17 protein-coding genes are annotated in these 16,872 nt (G+C 70.9%); 1 reads left to right on the top strand and 16 read right to left on the bottom strand.

Going from position 1 to position 16,872, the window contains the following annotated elements:
- Positions 1 to 210 precede the first annotated feature (210 nt).
- Positions 211 to 2,727, bottom strand: a complete 2,517-nt coding sequence (locus ACRQ4B_RS03805) for an ATP-dependent Clp protease ATP-binding subunit (RefSeq protein WP_439693359.1) — start codon at positions 2,725 to 2,727, stop codon at positions 211 to 213.
- Between the two features lie 209 nt (positions 2,728 to 2,936).
- Between ACRQ4B_RS03805 and ACRQ4B_RS03800 the strand changes: the two genes are divergently transcribed.
- On the top strand, positions 2,937 to 3,869 hold the full coding sequence (locus ACRQ4B_RS03800; protein ID WP_439693358.1) for an NAD(+)/NADH kinase: 933 nt from the start codon (positions 2,937 to 2,939) through the stop codon (positions 3,867 to 3,869).
- A 129-nt stretch (positions 3,870 to 3,998) separates the two neighbouring features.
- On the opposite strand, the gene ACRQ4B_RS03795 is transcribed toward ACRQ4B_RS03800, so the two are convergent.
- From ACRQ4B_RS03795 to tilS, 15 genes are all read right to left on the bottom strand, one after another.
- Positions 3,999 to 5,069, bottom strand: a complete 1,071-nt coding sequence (locus ACRQ4B_RS03795; protein WP_439693357.1) for a sigma-70 family RNA polymerase sigma factor — start codon at positions 5,067 to 5,069, stop codon at positions 3,999 to 4,001.
- 343 nt (positions 5,070 to 5,412) lie between these two features.
- Positions 5,413 to 5,580 (bottom strand): hypothetical protein, encoded by a 168-nt coding sequence (locus ACRQ4B_RS03790; RefSeq protein WP_439693356.1) that lies wholly within the window; start codon positions 5,578 to 5,580, stop codon positions 5,413 to 5,415.
- A gap of 63 nt (positions 5,581 to 5,643) precedes the next feature.
- Positions 5,644 to 5,835, bottom strand: a complete 192-nt coding sequence (locus tag ACRQ4B_RS03785; RefSeq protein WP_439693355.1) for a hypothetical protein — start codon at positions 5,833 to 5,835, stop codon at positions 5,644 to 5,646.
- Positions 5,836 to 5,889: 54 nt separating this feature from the next.
- Entirely contained in the window at positions 5,890 to 6,093 is a 204-nt protein-coding gene (locus ACRQ4B_RS03780) for a hypothetical protein (RefSeq protein WP_439693354.1), read from the bottom strand.
- Positions 6,094 to 6,189: 96 nt separating this feature from the next.
- The gene (lysS, locus tag ACRQ4B_RS03775; protein WP_439693353.1) at positions 6,190 to 7,716 is read right to left on the bottom strand and encodes a lysine--tRNA ligase; all 1,527 of its coding nucleotides are present in this window, start codon (positions 7,714 to 7,716) and stop codon (positions 6,190 to 6,192) included.
- Positions 7,717 to 7,790: 74 nt separating this feature from the next.
- Positions 7,791 to 8,483 carry a Rossmann-like and DUF2520 domain-containing protein gene (locus ACRQ4B_RS03770; RefSeq protein ID WP_439693352.1) on the bottom strand — a complete coding sequence of 231 codons (693 nt, stop codon included), beginning with the start codon at positions 8,481 to 8,483 and terminating at the stop codon, positions 7,791 to 7,793.
- Positions 8,480 to 10,198 carry a PH domain-containing protein gene (locus ACRQ4B_RS03765; RefSeq protein ID WP_439693351.1) on the bottom strand — a complete coding sequence of 573 codons (1,719 nt, stop codon included), beginning with the start codon at positions 10,196 to 10,198 and terminating at the stop codon, positions 8,480 to 8,482. Before ACRQ4B_RS03765 ends, ACRQ4B_RS03770 begins: the two co-directional genes overlap by 4 nt.
- A gap of 9 nt (positions 10,199 to 10,207) precedes the next feature.
- Positions 10,208 to 10,729 carry a PH domain-containing protein gene (locus tag ACRQ4B_RS03760; RefSeq protein WP_439693350.1) on the bottom strand — a complete coding sequence of 174 codons (522 nt, stop codon included), beginning with the start codon at positions 10,727 to 10,729 and terminating at the stop codon, positions 10,208 to 10,210.
- A 48-nt stretch (positions 10,730 to 10,777) separates the two neighbouring features.
- Positions 10,778 to 11,269, bottom strand: coding sequence for a DUF3180 domain-containing protein (locus ACRQ4B_RS03755; RefSeq protein WP_439693349.1), 492 nt, complete (start codon positions 11,267 to 11,269; stop codon positions 10,778 to 10,780).
- On the bottom strand, positions 11,266 to 11,868 hold the full coding sequence (gene folK, locus ACRQ4B_RS03750) for a 2-amino-4-hydroxy-6-hydroxymethyldihydropteridine diphosphokinase (RefSeq protein ID WP_439693348.1): 603 nt from the start codon (positions 11,866 to 11,868) through the stop codon (positions 11,266 to 11,268). The genes ACRQ4B_RS03755 and folK overlap by 4 nt, the downstream gene beginning before the upstream one ends.
- Positions 11,865 to 12,263 carry a dihydroneopterin aldolase gene (gene folB / locus ACRQ4B_RS03745; protein ID WP_439693347.1) on the bottom strand — a complete coding sequence of 133 codons (399 nt, stop codon included), beginning with the start codon at positions 12,261 to 12,263 and terminating at the stop codon, positions 11,865 to 11,867. The genes folK and folB overlap by 4 nt, the downstream gene beginning before the upstream one ends.
- On the bottom strand, positions 12,260 to 13,165 hold the full coding sequence (gene folP, locus ACRQ4B_RS03740; protein ID WP_439693346.1) for a dihydropteroate synthase: 906 nt from the start codon (positions 13,163 to 13,165) through the stop codon (positions 12,260 to 12,262). The genes folB and folP overlap by 4 nt, the downstream gene beginning before the upstream one ends.
- A gap of 6 nt (positions 13,166 to 13,171) precedes the next feature.
- Entirely contained in the window at positions 13,172 to 15,157 is a 1,986-nt protein-coding gene (gene ftsH / locus ACRQ4B_RS03735) for an ATP-dependent zinc metalloprotease FtsH (RefSeq protein ID WP_439693345.1), read from the bottom strand.
- A 121-nt stretch (positions 15,158 to 15,278) separates the two neighbouring features.
- Positions 15,279 to 15,830, bottom strand: a complete 552-nt coding sequence (gene hpt, locus ACRQ4B_RS03730; protein WP_070417327.1) for a hypoxanthine phosphoribosyltransferase — start codon at positions 15,828 to 15,830, stop codon at positions 15,279 to 15,281.
- Positions 15,831 to 15,839: 9 nt separating this feature from the next.
- Complete coding sequence (gene tilS, locus ACRQ4B_RS03725; protein WP_439693344.1) at positions 15,840 to 16,859, bottom strand: tRNA lysidine(34) synthetase TilS; 1,020 nt, start codon at positions 16,857 to 16,859, stop codon at positions 15,840 to 15,842.
- Between the last annotated feature and the right edge of the window lie 13 nt (positions 16,860 to 16,872).

The following is a 16,872-nucleotide window of genomic DNA, read 5'->3' as shown; positions in this document are numbered from 1 at the left end:
GCGACTCGACCCGTTGGGGGGAACCGGTCGAGTGCCACGCGCGAGGCGTTGGGGGGAACTCCTCGCGCGCTGTCACCACCGTACCCCCGGACGGGGGTCGAGGGACGCGGGACGCGCACACCGGTGCGCGCAGATCTGGACCCCGGTGCAACGAGATGGGAGGCACGGTGCCAGCTGGCACCGCGCCTCCCGTCCGTGTGTGGCTGGGTCCTAGGACTCGATCTCGCCCTGCGGAGCGTCCGTCGCCTCGACGGCCGCGGCCCCGGCGAGGACCTCCTCGCGACCCGGCTGACGCCCGGTCTCGAACTGGAACTTGCCGTCCGTGAAGTCGACCTTCACGTGGTCGCCGGCGGTGAGCTCACCCTGCAGGATGTGCTCGGACAGCTGGTCCTCGACCTCGTGCTGCATCGCGCGGCGGAGCGGGCGGGCACCGAGTGCCGGGTCGAACCCGACCTTGATGAGCTGCTCCTTGGCGGCGAGCGTGAGCTCCACCGTCATGTCGCGGTCCAGCAGGCGCTCGGCGAGACGCTTGACGAACAGGTCCACGATCTGCAGCAGCTCGGGCTGCGACAGCTGCGGGAACACAATCGTGTCGTCGACGCGGTTGAGGAACTCCGGCTTGAAGTGCTTCTTCAGCTCCTCGTTCACCTTCGAGCGCATGCGGTCGTAGCCGACGCCCGAGTCACCCTCGACCTGGAAGCCCACCGGGCCACCGGCGATGCCCTGCGAACCGAGGTTCGTGGTCATGATGATGACGGTGTTCTTGAAGTCGACCACGCGGCCCTGACCGTCGGTGAGACGGCCTTCCTCGAGCACCTGCAGCAGCGAGTTGAAGATGTCCGGGTGGGCCTTCTCGATCTCGTCGAAGAGGACCACGGAGAACGGCTTGCGGCGCACCTTCTCGGTGAGCTGGCCGCCCTCCTCGAACCCGACGAACCCGGGAGGGGCACCGAAGAGTCGCGACACGGTGTGCTTCTCACCGAACTCCGACATGTCGAGGGAGATCAGTGCGCCCTCGTCGTCGAACAGGAACTCGGCCAGCGCCTTGGCGAGCTCGGTCTTGCCGACGCCCGTGGGGCCGGCGAAGATGAACGAGCCCGAGGGGCGGTTCGGGTCCTTGAGGCCGGCACGGGTGCGGCGGATGGTCTTGGACAGGGCCGAGATGGCCTCTTCCTGACCGATGACGCGCTCGTGCAGTGCCTTCTCCATGAAGACGAGACGCGAGGTCTCCTCCTCGGTGAGCTTGAACACCGGGATGCCCGTGGCCTGCGCCAGGACCTCGGCGATGATGCCCTCGTCGACGGTGCCGGACGCGGCGACGTCACCCGCACGCCACTGCTTCTCGAGGCGGAGTCGCTCGCCGAGGAGCTTCTTCTCCTCGTCGCGCAGGCTCGCGGCCTTCTCGAAGTCCTGCTCCTCGATCGCGGCTTCCTTCGACCCGCGGACCGTCGAGATCTTCTCGTCGAACTCGCGGAGCTCCGGCGGGGCCGACAAGATCGACAGGCGGAGGCGTGCGCCGGCCTCGTCGATCAGGTCGATCGCCTTGTCCGGCAGGAAGCGGTCCTGCACGTAGCGGTCCGCCAGGTTCGCCGCGGCGACGATCGCGCCGTCGGTGATGGACACCTTGTGGAACGCCTCGTACTTGTCGCGGAGGCCCTTGAGGATGTTGATCGCGTGGGGCAGCGACGGCTCGTTGACCTGCACCGGCTGGAAGCGACGCTCGAGTGCGGCGTCCTTCTCGAAGTGCTTGCGGTACTCGTCGAGCGTCGTGGCGCCGATCGTCTGCAGCTCACCGCGGGCGAGGAGCGGCTTGAGGATCGAGGCCGCGTCGATCGCACCCTCGGCAGCACCGGCTCCGACGAGCGTGTGGATCTCGTCGATGAAGACGATGATGTCGCCGCGGGTGCGGATCTCCTTCGTGACCTTCTTGAGGCGCTCCTCGAAGTCACCGCGGTAGCGGGACCCGGCGATGAGCGACCCGAGGTCGAGCGAGTAGAGCTGCTTGTCCTTCAGCGTCTCGGGCACGTCGCCCTTGACGATCGCCTGGGCGAGGCCCTCGACGACGGCGGTCTTGCCGACGCCGGGCTCACCGATCAGGACGGGGTTGTTCTTGGAGCGGCGGGAGAGGATCTGCATGACCCGCTCCATCTCCTTCTCGCGCCCGATGACCGGGTCGAGCTTGCCGTCGCGCGCGGCCTGGGTGAGGTTCCGACCGAACTGGTCGAGGACCTGCGAACCCTGCTGCGCGTTCTGCTGCTGCTCGCCGCCGACGGCGACCGCTTCCTTGCCCTGGTACCCGGACAGGAGCTGGATGACCTGCTGACGGACCCGGTTGAGGTCGGCGCCGAGCTTCACGAGGACCTGGGCTGCGACACCCTCGCCCTCGCGGATCAGGCCGAGCAGGATGTGCTCCGTACCGATGTAGTTGTGGCCGAGCTGCAGCGCCTCGCGCAGGGACAGCTCGAGCACCTTCTTGGCGCGCGGCGTGAACGGGATGTGCCCGGTCGGCTGCTGCTGGCCCTGCCCGATGATGTCCTGGACCTGCTCGCGGACGGCATCGAGCGAGATGCCGAGCGACTCCAGCGCCTTCGCGGCGACACCCTCGCCCTCGTGGATGAGGCCGAGGAGGATGTGCTCGGTGCCGATGTAGTTGTGGTTGAGCATCTTCGCTTCTTCTTGAGCGAGGACGACAACACGACGGGCTCGGTCGGTGAATCTCTCGAACATGTGCTCTCCCTTGCCGGACTCGTGGGAGTTCGGTGACGTACATCGAGAGTAACCAGCGCTCCCGCCGGTGGCTGCCCCTGTTCGCCGTGGGCGTGACCTCGTTGCGGGTTGTGCGCAGTGAGCGGACGGAGCGACGGCCTGGAGGCACGGGGCGGCCCCGCCACAGGCCTCCAGGAGGAGATCTCGGCTCCGCTCGGTACGATCCGTGCATGGAGCAGCCCGTCGTCGGCCTCGTCGTCCACCCGACCAAGAACGTGCAGGAGTCCGTCGTGACCCTGCAGCGCTGGAACGCCTCCGGACGCGGCCGACTCGTCGCCCGCCGGGCCGATGCGCAGCGCATCGGCGGTGGTGTCGACGTGATCGGCGACGAGGACTTCACCGAGGAGGTCGACCTCGTCGTCGCCCTCGGCGGGGACGGCACGATGCTCGGCGCCATGCGACTCGTGGCGAAGCGACCGGTGCCGGTCCTCGGCGTGAACTACGGCAACGTGGGCTTCCTCGTCGAGATCGAGCCGCCCGAGCTCGAAGCAGCGCTCGAACGGCTCTCCGCCGGCGACTACCAGCTCGAGCCGCACCACGCGCTCGAGGCCCGGCTGTTCTGGAGCGGTGCACGGACGGACTACCTGGCGTTCAACGACCTGACGGTCGTGCGGCGCCCCGGTGCCGGGCAGGTCTCCGCCGACCTCAGCGTGGGCGGACTCGGCTACGGGTACTACCGCGCCGACGCCATCGTCGCCGCGACCCCGGCCGGGTCCACCGCGTACAACTACGCCGCCGGCGGCCCCGTGCTCTCACCGGCGCTGTCCGGCTCCGTGGTGACGCCGGTCGCCCCGATGGCCGGCATCGACCGCGCCGTGGTGCTCGCCGCGCGGGAGCGCTACCGGTTCGACATCGCCGAGGGCACAAGGAGCGCCGCGCTCGAGGTCGACGGGCTGGTCGTCGGCGAGGTGGCCACCGGGGCGCAGATCGACGTCCGGCTCCGGAAGGACGCCGGCAGCGTCGTGCGCCTGGACGCCGAGCGCCACGGACGGACCGGGCGGGTGAAGCTCAGCCTGCTCGACCTGCCGGTGCGCCCGGACCAGCTCATCGAGCTCATCCCGCCGGACCTCCGGCAGAAGCTCGGGCGCGAGGTCGAGGACTAGCGCGAACGTGAATGGCCCGCCCGTGCCGAAGCGCGAGCGGGCCGTCCCATCACCCCACCGAGTCGTCTTCCCACAGAACGACCCGGTTCCCCGTGCCGGCGATCGCTCGCCGGCCGAAGTCCACTGACCTCAGTCGGTCAGGTACAGCTGCATGTCCTGCGAGACCGCCTTGGCGAAGAGACGGAGCTTGGCGCGGGACTCCACGCGGCTGACCGCCTGGCGCGTCGTGTGCACGATCTTCGAGATCTCGTCGAGCGTCATCGGCTTGTCGTCGTCGAGGCCGTAGCGCATGCGGATCACGTTCGCCTCGTCGCTCGGCAGCTCGGCGACGATGGAGCGGATGTCGCGGTGCAGCAGCGTCGTCTCGGTGAGCTCGTTCGGGGACGCGGCGTCCTCGTCCTCGATGAAGTCGCCGAGCTCGCTGTCGTCCGAGTCGCCGACCACGGTGTGGATCGACACCGGCTCGTGCGAGCGGCCCTTGAGGTCGACGAGTTCCTCGACGCTCATGCTCAGCTCTGCCGCGACCTCGTCGGGCATCGGTGCGCGGCCGAGGTCGACGGTGAGGTCACGCTCGGTGCGGGAGATCTTGTTGATCAGCTCCACGGTGTGGACCGGGATGCGGATCGTGCGGGCCTTGTCGGCGAGGCCGCGGGAGATCGCCTGACGGATCCACCACGTGGCGTAGGTCGAGAACTTGTAGCCCTGCGTGAAGTCGAACTTCTCGACGGCACGGACCAGGCCGAGGTTGCCCTCCTGGATGACGTCCATGAACGGCAGGCCGCGCTGCGAGTAGCGCTTGGCGATGCTCACGACGAGGCGGAGGTTCGAGGTGATCATCCGCTCCTTGGCGCGCTCACCGTCACGGACGAGCCAGCGCAGTTCGCGCTGCAGCGTCTTCGCGAGCCCGACCTCGGTGTTCAGCTTCTCCTCGGCGAAGAGGCCGACCTCGATGCGGCGGGCGATCTGTGCCTCTTCCTCAGCGGTGAGGAGCGAGAGGCGGCCGATGTGGCGCAGGTAGTCACCGACCTGGTCGACCGAGGCGCCGCGGACACCTGCGAGCTGCTCGTCGGCTTCGACCTCGGTGTCGAGCGTGGTGGTCTCGACCGCGGTGACGGTGGTCTTGGCGGCGGCCGTCTTCTTGGTGCGGCGCGCGGTGGTGCCGGTGGTCGTCGTCTTCGGTGCTGCGGTTGCGATCGTCATGATGACTCCCTGCGTTCGACGGGTGATGACCTCGTTGGGGGGGGGTGTCACGAGTAAAGCGGTCCGGAGGTGTACCCCACAAACCGATCGGATCGATTCTCAGGCTTCTCCGTGCTTCATCATCGAAACCGTCCCCCACGGGGTACAGCATGTCGTCAGTCTGTCCCCTCCAGCGCCCCGGACTCAAGCGAATGACGTGATGTTTCCGGCGTTGCATCGGTGTTTCTTGCTCGTTTCCGAACCTGTACCCCGACCAACCGCGCTGAGCGGACACGGAAAAGGGGTACGGCCACACGGATCGATGCGATCCGGAGGTCGTACCCCGAAAGTCGGTGGATGGGGGTCACCAGGAGGGTTCGAGCCACCCCTCGCGGCGCTTCGAGACCTCGAGGTCGGCGTCGCGGTCGAACTCGTCGTACTCGCTCTCGATGTCGCCGACGAGGCTGCGGCCGGTGAACACCCGGCCCCGGCCGGTGAACGCACCGCCGGTGATGATCTGCGTGATGGACATGCGGACGATGCTCACCCCGCCCGGCGACGACCGGGTGAACGGCCGGTGACCGGGGCCGGACGCTCAGACGTCGATGTCGTCCTCGTCGCCGTCCGGCCACACGGCGTCGTCCCGGTCGGGGTCGGCGAGGGCCGGGTGCCCGAAGGCGTCGGCGGCGTCGAGCTCCGACGGGTCCGCGGCGCCCGCCGGGTCCGTCGCGCCCGCGTCCGTCGCGCCCGGGTCCGTCGCGGCAGCGGTCTCAGGGATGCGGCGCATGCACCACAGGGTCACACCGTGCGGTGAACGCCGGGTGAAGCGAGCTGGTCCCGACTACTCGGCGGAGGCCGGCGCCGGCGCGGGACGGCCGTGCTCGCGCTCGAAGCGGGCGCGCTCCTCGGCCTCGACCTTGGCGTAGGCGGCACGTTCGGTCCGGTCGGCCCGCATGATGGCGCGCATGACGAACCAGAAGACGAGACCGACCACGACGGTCGGCGTCAGGGCGAAGATGATCCCGGTCACGACTCCATGCGGCACCCGAGCATGGTACCTCGACTTCACCGGACCGGACTCGCAAGCTCGTCCGGGGCTGGCGTCGCGCGCCGCCGGCGCGACGCCCTGAGGTCCAGCGCCCTACTTGACGAGCGGGAAGAGGATCGTCTCGCGGATGCCGAGCCCGGTGATCGCCATGAGCAACCGGTCGATCCCCATGCCCATGCCACCCGACGGCGGCATCGCGTGCTCGAGCGCACGGAGGAACTCCTCGTCGACGCGCATCGCCTCCGGGTCGCCGCCGGCCGCCAGCTTCGCCTGCTCGACGAACCGTTCGCGCTGGACGACCGGGTCGACCAGCTCCGAGTACGCCGTCGCCAGTTCGAAGCCACGGACGTACAGGTCCCACTTCTCGACGATGCCGGGACGGCTGCGGTGCGCACGGGTGAGCGGCGAGGTGTCGACCGGGAAGTTCATCACGAACGTCGGGCGGTCGAGGGAGTCGATGACGAAGTGCTCCCAGAGCTCCTCGACGTACTTGCCGTGCGTGGCGTGCGCGACCTCGACGCCCTCGGCGTCGGCGAGCGCCTGCAGCTCGGACAGCGGCGTCTCCGGGCTGATCTCGCGCCCGGCGGCCTCCGACAGCGAGCCGTACATGTCGATGCGCGGCCACTCGCCACCGAGGTCGTACGTCGTGCCGTCGGCCCACGTGACCTCGAGCGCGCCGCCGGTCACCGCGCGGGCGGCGTTCTGCACGAGCTCCTGCGTCAGGTCCGCCATCTGCTCGTAGTCGCCGTAGGCCTGGTACGCCTCGAGCATCGCGAACTCGGGCGAGTGCGTCGAGTCGGCGCCCTCGTTCCGGAAGTTGCGGTTCACCTCGAACACCCGGTCGATGCCGCCGACGACGGCGCGCTTGAGGAAGAGCTCCGGCGCGATGCGCAGGTAGAGCTCGGTGTCGAAGGCGTTGGAGTGCGTGACGAACGGACGCGCCGAGGCACCGCCGTGCTGGGTCTGCAGCATCGGGGTCTCGACCTCGAGGTACTCGTGCCCGGCGAAGGTCTCGCGCAGCGACGCCATCACGGCGGCACGGGCGCGGACGGTCTTCCGGGCGTCCTCGCGCACGATGAGGTCGAGGTAGCGCTGGCGGACCCGGGTCTCCTCGTTGAGCTCGTTGTGGAGGTTCGGGAGCGGCAGGATCGCCTTCGCCGCGATCGACCACTCGTCGACCATGATCGACAGCTCGCCGCGCCGCGACGAGATGACCCGGCCGTGCACGAACACGTGGTCCCCCAGGTCCACGAACTCCTTCCAGCGGGCCAGGGACTCCTCGCCCACCTCGGCGAGGGACACCATCGCCTGGATGCGCGATCCATCGCCGGACTGCAGCGACGCGAAGCAGAGCTTGCCGGTGTTGCGCGAGAACACGATGCGCCCCGCGACGCCGACGACATCCTGCGTCTCCTCGCCGGTCTCCAGGTGCGCGTACTGCGCGCGGACCGCGGGGATCGTCGTGGTGATCGGCAGCTCGGCCGGGTAGGCCTCGATGCCCGCCTCGAGCAGCTTCGCCCGCTTGTCGAGCCGGACCTGTCGCTGCTCGCTGGTCTCCTGCTCGGCCAGGGCGGCGGCGTCGGCGATCGCGGTGTCGGTGGTGGCGGTCTCGTCGGTCATGCGGGTGCGGCTCCGATGGTCGTGGGGGTCCCCGAAATCGTACAGCGCACCCCGACTCCGCAGCGCGCCCCCGACTAGAGCGTGGCTTGCCCGTCGACCGCGGCGAGTGCGTTGTCGACCGCCGTCCGGACCAGGGCGCCGAGCACCCGGCCGGGGTGGTCCACGCCGATGCCCTCGAGGGTCCCCGCGGACTGGTCGACGATCGCGGTCGAGAAGCTCACGGCGGCCCGCACGGCGTCGGCGTACGCGGGCCGGTCCTGCTCGGCGACGACGAACGGCTCGGCTCCCATCTCGACGACGAGCGCCTGCGCGATCGGGAGCACGGGTGCCGGGGCGGTCACCGCGCAGTAGGCGTCGCGCAGCCGCACCAGGTCGACGCTCGTGCCGGTGAAGGCCATGGCCGGGTGGATCGCGAGCGGGATCGCCCCGGCCGCCATCGCGGGCTGCAGGATCCCGACGCCGTGGTCCGGGCTGGTGTGCACGACGAGCTGTCCGGGCTGCCAGATCCCCGCCTCGGCGAGCCCCTGCACGAGGCCGGCGAGCTGGTCGTCCGGCACCGCGAGGATCACGAGCTCGCTCCGCTCGACGAGTGCCGGCGTCTCGAGCACGGGGGCGCCGGGCAGCATCGCCTCGGCCCGGTCGCGTCCGGCGTCGGACACCGCGGTCACACCGACGACCGCGTGCTCCGCGTTCGCCAGGGCGGCACCGAGGACCGGTCCGACCCGTCCGGCGCCGAGGACGCCGACTCCCAGCCGTCCCGCCCTCACCGGGCGGCTCCCGGCGGTGGGACCGCGCCCCAGGGAGAGCCGGGAGGCACGGTGCCGGTCGCGTGGTCCGCATCCGGCACCGACGTGGCGGGGTCGAGCCGCGCCTCCCGTTCGCGCCACCGGTGGGACGTGTCGACCGCAGCGGCCTCGATCGCTCGCTCGGCGGTGTCCGCCCACAGCCGCTGCGCGTCGCGCGCGTCGAGCGCGCCCACCCGGGCGGTGACCGGCCCCTGCACCGTCTGCACGTGCACCGAGGCGAGCCGGAGCGCCCGCTCGAGCGGTCCCTGCGAGACCTTGACGCTCTGCACCCGCGGCAACGGGACGATCACCAGCGACCGCCACACGGCACCGAGGCGGAGCAGGACGGCACCGGGCACGAAGCGGTAGCCGTTGCGGCGGAACGCGAACGGCCGGAGCCAGGCACCCCGCCGCGGGGAGTGCACGAAGCCACCGCGGTCCCCCGTCGTGGTGAGGCTGTCGTCGACGACGTTCACGGCCTCGGACGAGCCCTCGCGGAGCTGCTCCTGCGACGCGGCGGGCCCGGCGACGGCGGTCCCGACGAGGCCGGGCAGGATGATGTCGAGGACCTCGCGGACGTCGCGCGCCGTGCCGACGGGCAGCACGATCGACGACACCTGCTGGTTGTTCGACGCCCCGTTGCCGGCGTTCGTCGCCCGGTTGATGCGGACGTCCCACCAGCCGAACGGCCGCCAGAGCAGCGGCTGGGCGACGCTCACCGCGTGGATGCGGCCGGGCGGCAGCGTCTCGTTCGACGTCGACACCAGGCCGAAGCCGATCCGGATGCCGTCCCGGGTCTCGGCGATCGTGTACTGCAGCGAGCGCGAGAACTTCCGGACGTAGTACCCCCCGGCACCGATCACCGCGGGGAAGATGCCGAACAGGATCCCGTACTCGCCGGTCAGTGCGACGCTGACGATCATCGCCGCGACCGCCAGCAGGATGAAGACCGTCGTGCCGGAGAGCAGCATCGAGGCGATGAGCCTGCCGGGGTGCACCTTGACGATCCGGGTGGCGTGCACGGCGGCGGGGTCGAGCTCCGGCGAGAAGACCTCGTCGACGCGGTCCTGCAGCATGCCGTTCGACGCCCGGGCCGGACCGCGCTCGTCCTCCTTCGCGCCGGACGCGAGCACCAGGATGCGCTGCCGGAGGTCGTCCGCCGCGCGCGTGCCGAGGTAGGCGAGCTGCACGTTCGCGTCGTTGCCGGCCTGCGCGATCTCGAGCTTGGCGGTGCCGAAGATCCTCGGGACGAGCGGCCGCGAGATGTTGATGCCCTGGATGCGGTCCAGCCGCGCCTTGCGGTTCGTGCGGAACAGCACGCCCGAACGGACCTCGACGATCTCGCCGGTCACCCGGAACTCGTGCATCCGCCAGGACAGGTAGAAGAGCCCGATCAGCACGACCAGCACCACCACGATGCCGAGCAGCACCCAGCCGACGACACCGTGCTCGTACACGTAGCGCACCGGGTCGCCGTCGTCCTGCGGGCCGCCACCGCCGGGGATGAAGAACTCGACGAGCTGGTCCCGCAGGCTGTTCAGCACGTAGCCGAGGACCACGATGAGGAAGATGCCGCCCTTGAGCAACGGCGTCAGCGGGTGCATGCGGTGCCACTCGCCGTCGGTGAGCGGTGCCGCGGCGGCCGCGTTGCCGTGGCTCGGCGGTGCGGGTGGCGGAGGACCGGGGCGGAACGTCATGCCGTGCCCCTACAGTCCGGCGCGTCGGGACTCGGCGAGCTCGACCAGCCGGTCGCGCAGCTCGTCGGCGTCGGCGAACGGGATGCCCGGGATCCGGACGTTCGTGGACGCCGCCGCGGTGACGAACTTCAGCTCGCTCATGCCGAGCGCGCGGTCGAGCGGACCCCGGTTGACGTCGACCAGCTGCATGCGGCCGTACGGCACGGCGGTGAACCGCTGCCACATCAGGCCGCGTCGGAGCACCAGGTCGTCGTCGCGCAGCGCGTAGCCGATCGCCCGGACCCGGCGCGGGGTGAGGGCCGCCGTGACCAGCGCGATGAGGCCGACGGCGATGCCGATCAGCGTCCAGACGGTGCCGGCTCCGCTGCCGAACCCACCGCTCACCACGCCGATGATCACGCACCCCGCGGTGACCACCACACCGACGAGCACGGTCTGCACGAGCTCGGTCCACACCAGCTTCGGCGACACCCGGGTCCAGGTGGTGCCGGTCAGGCCGAGGCCCGGCTCGTCGAGTCGTTCACGCGGCATCGCGGGTCTCCTGCGGGTCTGGTGCGCACCCGGTCGGGTGTGCCTGGGTCAGTGCGCCTGCGTCGTGCCGCCCCGGGGGAGGTCGTCGTCGTCATCGTCACCGGGAGGCGCGATGCACATGCGTTCGGCGACCAGGGCGCACACCGTCAGCACGAGCCCACCCCCGACCGCCACGACGTTCGGCAGGGTCGAGCCTAGCGAAGGGAGCGCCGAGCGGGTCAGGAGGTACACGACCAGCCCGGCCCCGAAGCCGCCGAAGAGCGCGCCGCAGATGCTCGAGGCCTTTGCGAGCACGACCACCCGGGTCGCGTACAACGGGTCGACCGGTCGTTGCCGTGCGGAGCCGTCGCGGGCGTGACGGCGGACCGGGCGGGCCATCAGGACGACGGCGACGCCGATGAACGCGAGGGTGACGCCGAGCGGCGTCGACAGGAACAGCGTGGGCGCCTGCCGCGACGCCAGGACGGCGTCCAGGGCGAAGCCGGCCACCGCCGCCACGACGGCGACGCTGATCAGGGTGGACGCGCGGGTGGGCTTCACGAGGCGCCCTCCGTCGCGGGCCGGGAGGCGCGGTCCGGCTCGTCCGAGGCGAGCGGCTCGTCCGAGGCGCTCGGCTCGTCCGAGGCGCGCGGCTCGTCGAAGAGGCGCGGCTCGTCGACGCGGTCGGTGTCGTCCCCCACCGCCGCGAGCAGGTCGGCGACCGGTCCGGCGCCCGGCAGCTCGGCATCCGGGTCGGCGTCGAGCCACGGCGCGAGCACGAACGCCCGCTCCCCGGCGCGCGGGTGCGGCACGGTCAGGGTCGGCGTGTCGAGGGACAGGTCGTCGTAGGCGACCAGGTCGAGGTCCAGCGTGCGGTCGCCCCAGCGGACCTCCCGGGTGCGGCCGTGGGTGTCCTCGATGCCGTGCAGCGCGTCGAGGAGTTCCTGCGGCTCGAGCTCGGTGTCGACCACGACGACGGCGTTGCGGTACCGGGGCTTCGACGTGTCGGGGCCGTCCAGCGTGACGGCGATCGACTCGACCTCGCGGCTGGACGCCACCGGCCGGACACCGGGCAGCGCCGCGATCGCCGTCGCCGCGGCACGCAGGGTGCTCCCCCGGTCGCCGAGGTTGGCGCCGAGGGCGATGACCGCGCGGCTCACTCTTCTTCCTCGTCGGGAGCCGTGGGCAGGGCGCCACCGCGGGTCCGCCGGATCGTGATCGACACGTCGGTGAACGGCACCGTGATCGGCGCCTGCGGCTTGTGCACCGTCACCTCGGTGGCGATCGCCGCCCGGTGGGTGAGCACGGCCTCGGCGATGCGCTCGGCGAGGGTCTCGATGAGGTCGACGGGGTCGCGTTCGATCTCGGCGACCACCTGCTCGGCGAGGACGCCGTAGTGCACGGTGTTGTCGAGGTCGTCCGTCCCCGACGCCACGCGGGCGTCGACCTCGACGGCGACGTCGACGACGAAGTCCTGCCCGTCGGCGCGTTCGTGGTCGAAGACCCCGTGGTGGCCGCGGGCGCGGACCCCGGTCAAGCGGATGGTGTCCCTCACGATCGAGCTGCCCTCCAGGCGTCCCAGACGTCGAGCACGGCACGGGTCGGTGCCGGGTCGTGCACGCGCACCCCCCACGCCCCGCGTTCGGCGGAGAGCAGGCTGATGGCGGCGGTGGCGAGGTCGCGGTCCTTCGGCGGGGCGCCGGCAGCGCTGCCGACCCCGTCGAGGAACCGCTTGCGCGAGGCGGCGACGAGCACCGGCAGGCCGATGGAGGCGAAGCGCTCGTAGCCGGCCAGGATCTCCCAGTTCTGCACGCCCTGCTTGGCGAAGCCCAGACCCGGGTCGATCACGACCTGCTCCTGGCGGACGCCGAGGACGATGAGCTCGGCGACGCGGAGCTCGACCTCGCGCCGGACCTCGTCGACGGCGTGCACGTACTCGGCGTTCCGGTACATCCGGTCGCTGTGCCCGCGCCAGTGCATCACCACGAAGCCGACGCCCGTGTCCCGCACGACGCGTGCCATGTCCGGGTCGGCGAGCCCCCCGGAGACGTCGTTGACGATCGCGGCGCCGAGCTCCACCGACCGCTCGGCGGTCGTCGCGTTCATGGTGTCCACGCTCACGGTGATGCCCTCGGCCACGAGCTGCTGGACGACGGGGAGCACCCGTTCCTGCTCGACGTCGACGGGCACGCGCTCGGAGCCCGGACGCGTCGACTCCCCGCCGACGTCGACGAGGTCGGCGCCGGCGGCCACCAGCTCCCGCGCGTGCTGCACGGCGGCGTCGTAGGCCTGGTGCAGCCCACCGTCGCTGAACGAGTCCGGCGTGACGTTGAGGATGCCCATCACCCGGGTCCGGTCGGCCGCCGGCGACGTCGCACGCAGCGCACGCCGCGGGACGGGCCGCGCCTGGCTCACCTCGGCGAGCCGACGCGACCGTCTCGTCGGCAGGTCGGTCATCCCGGCCTACGCGGGGGCGATACCCGGGTTGCCGAAGGGACGGCGACGCGGCTTCGACGACTCGGTGTCGGAGTGCTCGGACGCGGTCGACGCGGCCTTGCCGGGCACCTCGATCGCGGGCAGGTTGTTGACCGGACGCTTGTCGCTCGACAGCCACTGCGGGCGCTCCGGGAGCTTGCGGACGTCCTTGAAGATCTCCACGAGCTCCGGAGCGTCGAGCGTCTCCTTCTCGAGGAGCTCGCCGGCCAGGCGGTCGAGGATGTCGCGGTTGTCGTTGAGCACCTGGTAGGCCTCGTCGTGCGCGGCCTCGAGCAGCGCACGGGTCTCGGCGTCGACCATCTCGGCGATGTTCTCCGAGTAGTCGCGGCCGGTGCCGCCGCTCATGTCGCGACCGACGAACGGCTCGCTCGACCCGGAACCGAGCTTGACGGATCCGACCGCCTGGCTCATGCCGTACTCCGTGACCATCTTGCGGGCGGTACCGGTGGCCTTCTCGATGTCGTTCGACGCACCCGTGGTCGGGTCGTGGAAGACGATCTCCTCGGCGACGCGGCCACCCATGGCGTAGGTGAGCTGGTCGAGCAGTTCGTTGCGGGTGACGGAGTACTTGTCCTCGAGCGGGAGCACCATCGTGTAGCCGAGGGCCCGGCCGCGCGGCAGGATCGTGATCTTCGTCACCGGGTCGGTGTGGCGCATCGCCGCCGCCGCGAGCGCGTGACCGCCCTCGTGGTACGCCGTGATGAGGCGTTCCTGGTCGGACATGATGCGGGTGCGGCGCTGCGGGCCGGCCATCACGCGGTCGACGGCCTCGTCGAGGGCGCGGTTGTCGATGAGCTGGGCGTTCGACCGGGCGGTCAGCAAAGCGGCTTCGTTGAGCACGTTCGCCAGGTCGGCGCCGGTGAAGCCCGGCGTCTTGCGGGCGAGGAGCTCGAGGTCGACGCTCGCGGCGAGCGGCTTGCCCTTCGCGTGCACCTCGAGGATCTGCTTGCGGCCCTGCAGGCTCGGCGCGTCGACGCCGATCTGCCGGTCGAAGCGGCCCGGGCGCAGCAGGGCGGGGTCGAGGACGTCGGGACGGTTCGTCGCGGCGATCAGGATGACGTTGGTCTTGCCGTCGAAGCCGTCCATCTCGACGAGGAGCTGGTTCAGCGTCTGCTCGCGCTCGTCGTTGCCGCCGCCGATGCCGGCGCCGCGGTGCCGACCGACGGCGTCGATCTCGTCGATGAAGACGATGGCCGGGGAGTTCTGCTTGGCCTGCTCGAAGAGGTCACGGACGCGGCTCGCACCGACACCGACGAACATCTCGACGAAGTCCGAACCGGAGATCGAGTAGAACGGCACGCCCGCCTCGCCGGCGACCGCTCGGGCGAGCAGGGTCTTGCCGGTGCCGGGAGGGCCGTACAGCAGCACGCCCTTCGGGATCTTCGCGCCGACGGCCTGGAACTTCGCCGGCTCCTTCAGGAACTCCTTGATCTCGTGGAGTTCCTCGATGGCCTCGTCGGAACCCGCGACGTCGGCGAAGCTGACCTGCGGGTTCTCCTTGTTGTTCATCTTCGCCCGGCTCTTGCCGAACTGCATGACCTTCGAGCCGCCGCCCTGGGCGCTCGAGAGCAGGAACCAGAACAGGGCGCCGATGATCAGGAACGGCAGGATGATGCCGAGCAGCGACAGGAACCAGTTCGACTGCTGGACGGTGTCGTTGTAGCCCTTGGGCAGGTTCGCGTCGTTGACGGCCTGGATGACCTCTTCACCGCGGGGCGTCGAGTAGTAGAACTGCTCCCGCGCGTTGCCGTCCTTCAGGGTGAGGTCGACGCGCTGCTCGGTGGAGTTCACCACCACGGACGAGACCTTGCCGTCGGAGAGCTGCTCGAGGCCCTTCTGGGTGTCGATCTGCTGCGTACCGGACTGGCTGATGAAGGCCCAGCCGATCCAGATCCCCACGATCGCAATGAGCACGTAGATGTACGGCCCGCGGAGGATGCGCTTGAAGTCCATGTGATCCGGGCAGAGCGCCCGACACCTTTCTCTGCCGAAGTTGCGTGCTGATCAGCATACGGCCGCGATTCTGTGGCGAGAATGGGTGTCCTCTGCGGGCGAACTCCACCCGCGGGCAGGATCAGCTGTAGACGTGCGGCGCGAGGACGCCGACCCCGCGCAGGTTGCGGTAGCGCTCGTCGTAGTCCAGGCCGTACCCCACCACGAACGCGTCCGGGATGTCGAAGCCCACGTACTTCACGTCGACCTCGACCTTGGCGGCCTCCGGCTTGCGCAGCAGCGCCACGATCTCGACGCTCGCGGCCCCGCGGGACTCGAGGTTCTGCTTGAGCCACGACAGCGTCAGACCGGAGTCGATGATGTCCTCGACGATGAGGACGTCGCGCCCGTGCAGGTCGGTGTCGAGGTCCTTGAGGATGCGGACGACACCGGAGGACTTGGTGCCGGATCCGTACGACGACACCGCCATCCAGTCCATTCGGGCCTGCATCTTGAGGTGGCGCGAGAAGTCGGCCATCACCATGACGGCGCCCTTGAGGACCCCGACGAGCAGCGGGTCGCGCCCGGCGTAGTCGGCGTCGACCACCGCGGCGAGCTCGGCGAGCTTGTCGTCGATCTGCTCGGGGGTGAAGAGGACTTCGGACAGGTCTGCCTGGACGTCGGAGAGTTCCACCACCCCAGCCTAACCGGCGCTGAACGCCAGGCGGTCGCCGGATCGGGACGCCCGGACGCCGGGCAGGTCGATCGGCCCCTGTCCGCTCCAGTCCGTCACGAGCCGGCACACCTCGAGGGTCTGCACGCGGGAGAGCGTCACGCCGAACTCGCTCTCCACCGCCAGGCGCACGAGCCGCTGCCGGAGTGCCGGCGGGTTGGCCGCGAGCTCCCGGACGGACAGCGAGATGCCGGCCTCGGAGTGCTCGGCGAGGTCCTCCGCCATCTCCTCGGCGAAGTGGTCGAGCGCCGCGGAGTCCTCGCGGAGCTGGTCGGCCGTCCGCGCCAGGGCCTCGGGCACACCGCCGCCGAGCTCCCGCTCCAATGCCGGCATGAGGGTGTTCCGCACCCGGACGCGCGCGAACGCCGGGTCGTCGTTCTGCGGGTCGTGCCACGGCGCGATCCCGGCGACCGTGCAGGCCTGCCGCGTGGTGTGCCGCCGGACGCCCAGGAGCGGCCGTCCGTAGGCCGGACCCGCGTCGCGTCGCGTCAGCGGCACCATGCCGGACAGCGAGTCCGGCCCGCTCCCGCGGGCGAGCCCCAGCAGGACCGACTCGGCCTGGTCGTCGAGGGTGTGCCCGAAGAGCACCAGGGGCGACCCCGTCTCGGAGGCGACCTCCGCGATCGACGCGTGCCGTGCCTCCCGGGCGGCCCCTTCGGGACCTCCTGCGGACCCGACGGCGACCCGACGGACCGTCACCGGGGCGAGTCCCAGTTCCGACGCCTGCCTGGAGGCGCGGCTCGCCACCGCGTCGGACCCCGGCTGGAGCGCGTGGTCGACGACCACCGCCCCCGCTCGCAGGTCCTGCTTCGGCGCCTCGAACGCGGTGGCCGCGGCGAGGGCGAGCGAGTCCGGACCGCCGCTCAGCGCGACCAGCACGAGGTCCCCGGGGTGGACTGTGCCCTCGTCGAGCGCCTGCGCGAGCAGCGAGCGGACCGCGCGACGGGTGTCGGCGACCGCAGGGTCGAGCCGGGGACGCGGAGTGTTCACCCGGTAACGTTAG

Origin of the sequence: Curtobacterium sp. SP.BCo (assembly GCF_051903265.1) — a bacterium.
In the GTDB taxonomy this organism is placed as follows: domain Bacteria; phylum Actinomycetota; class Actinomycetes; order Actinomycetales; family Microbacteriaceae; genus Curtobacterium.
Note: the sequence above shows the minus strand (reverse complement) of the source record. Positions and strands in the feature narration are given on the sequence as shown.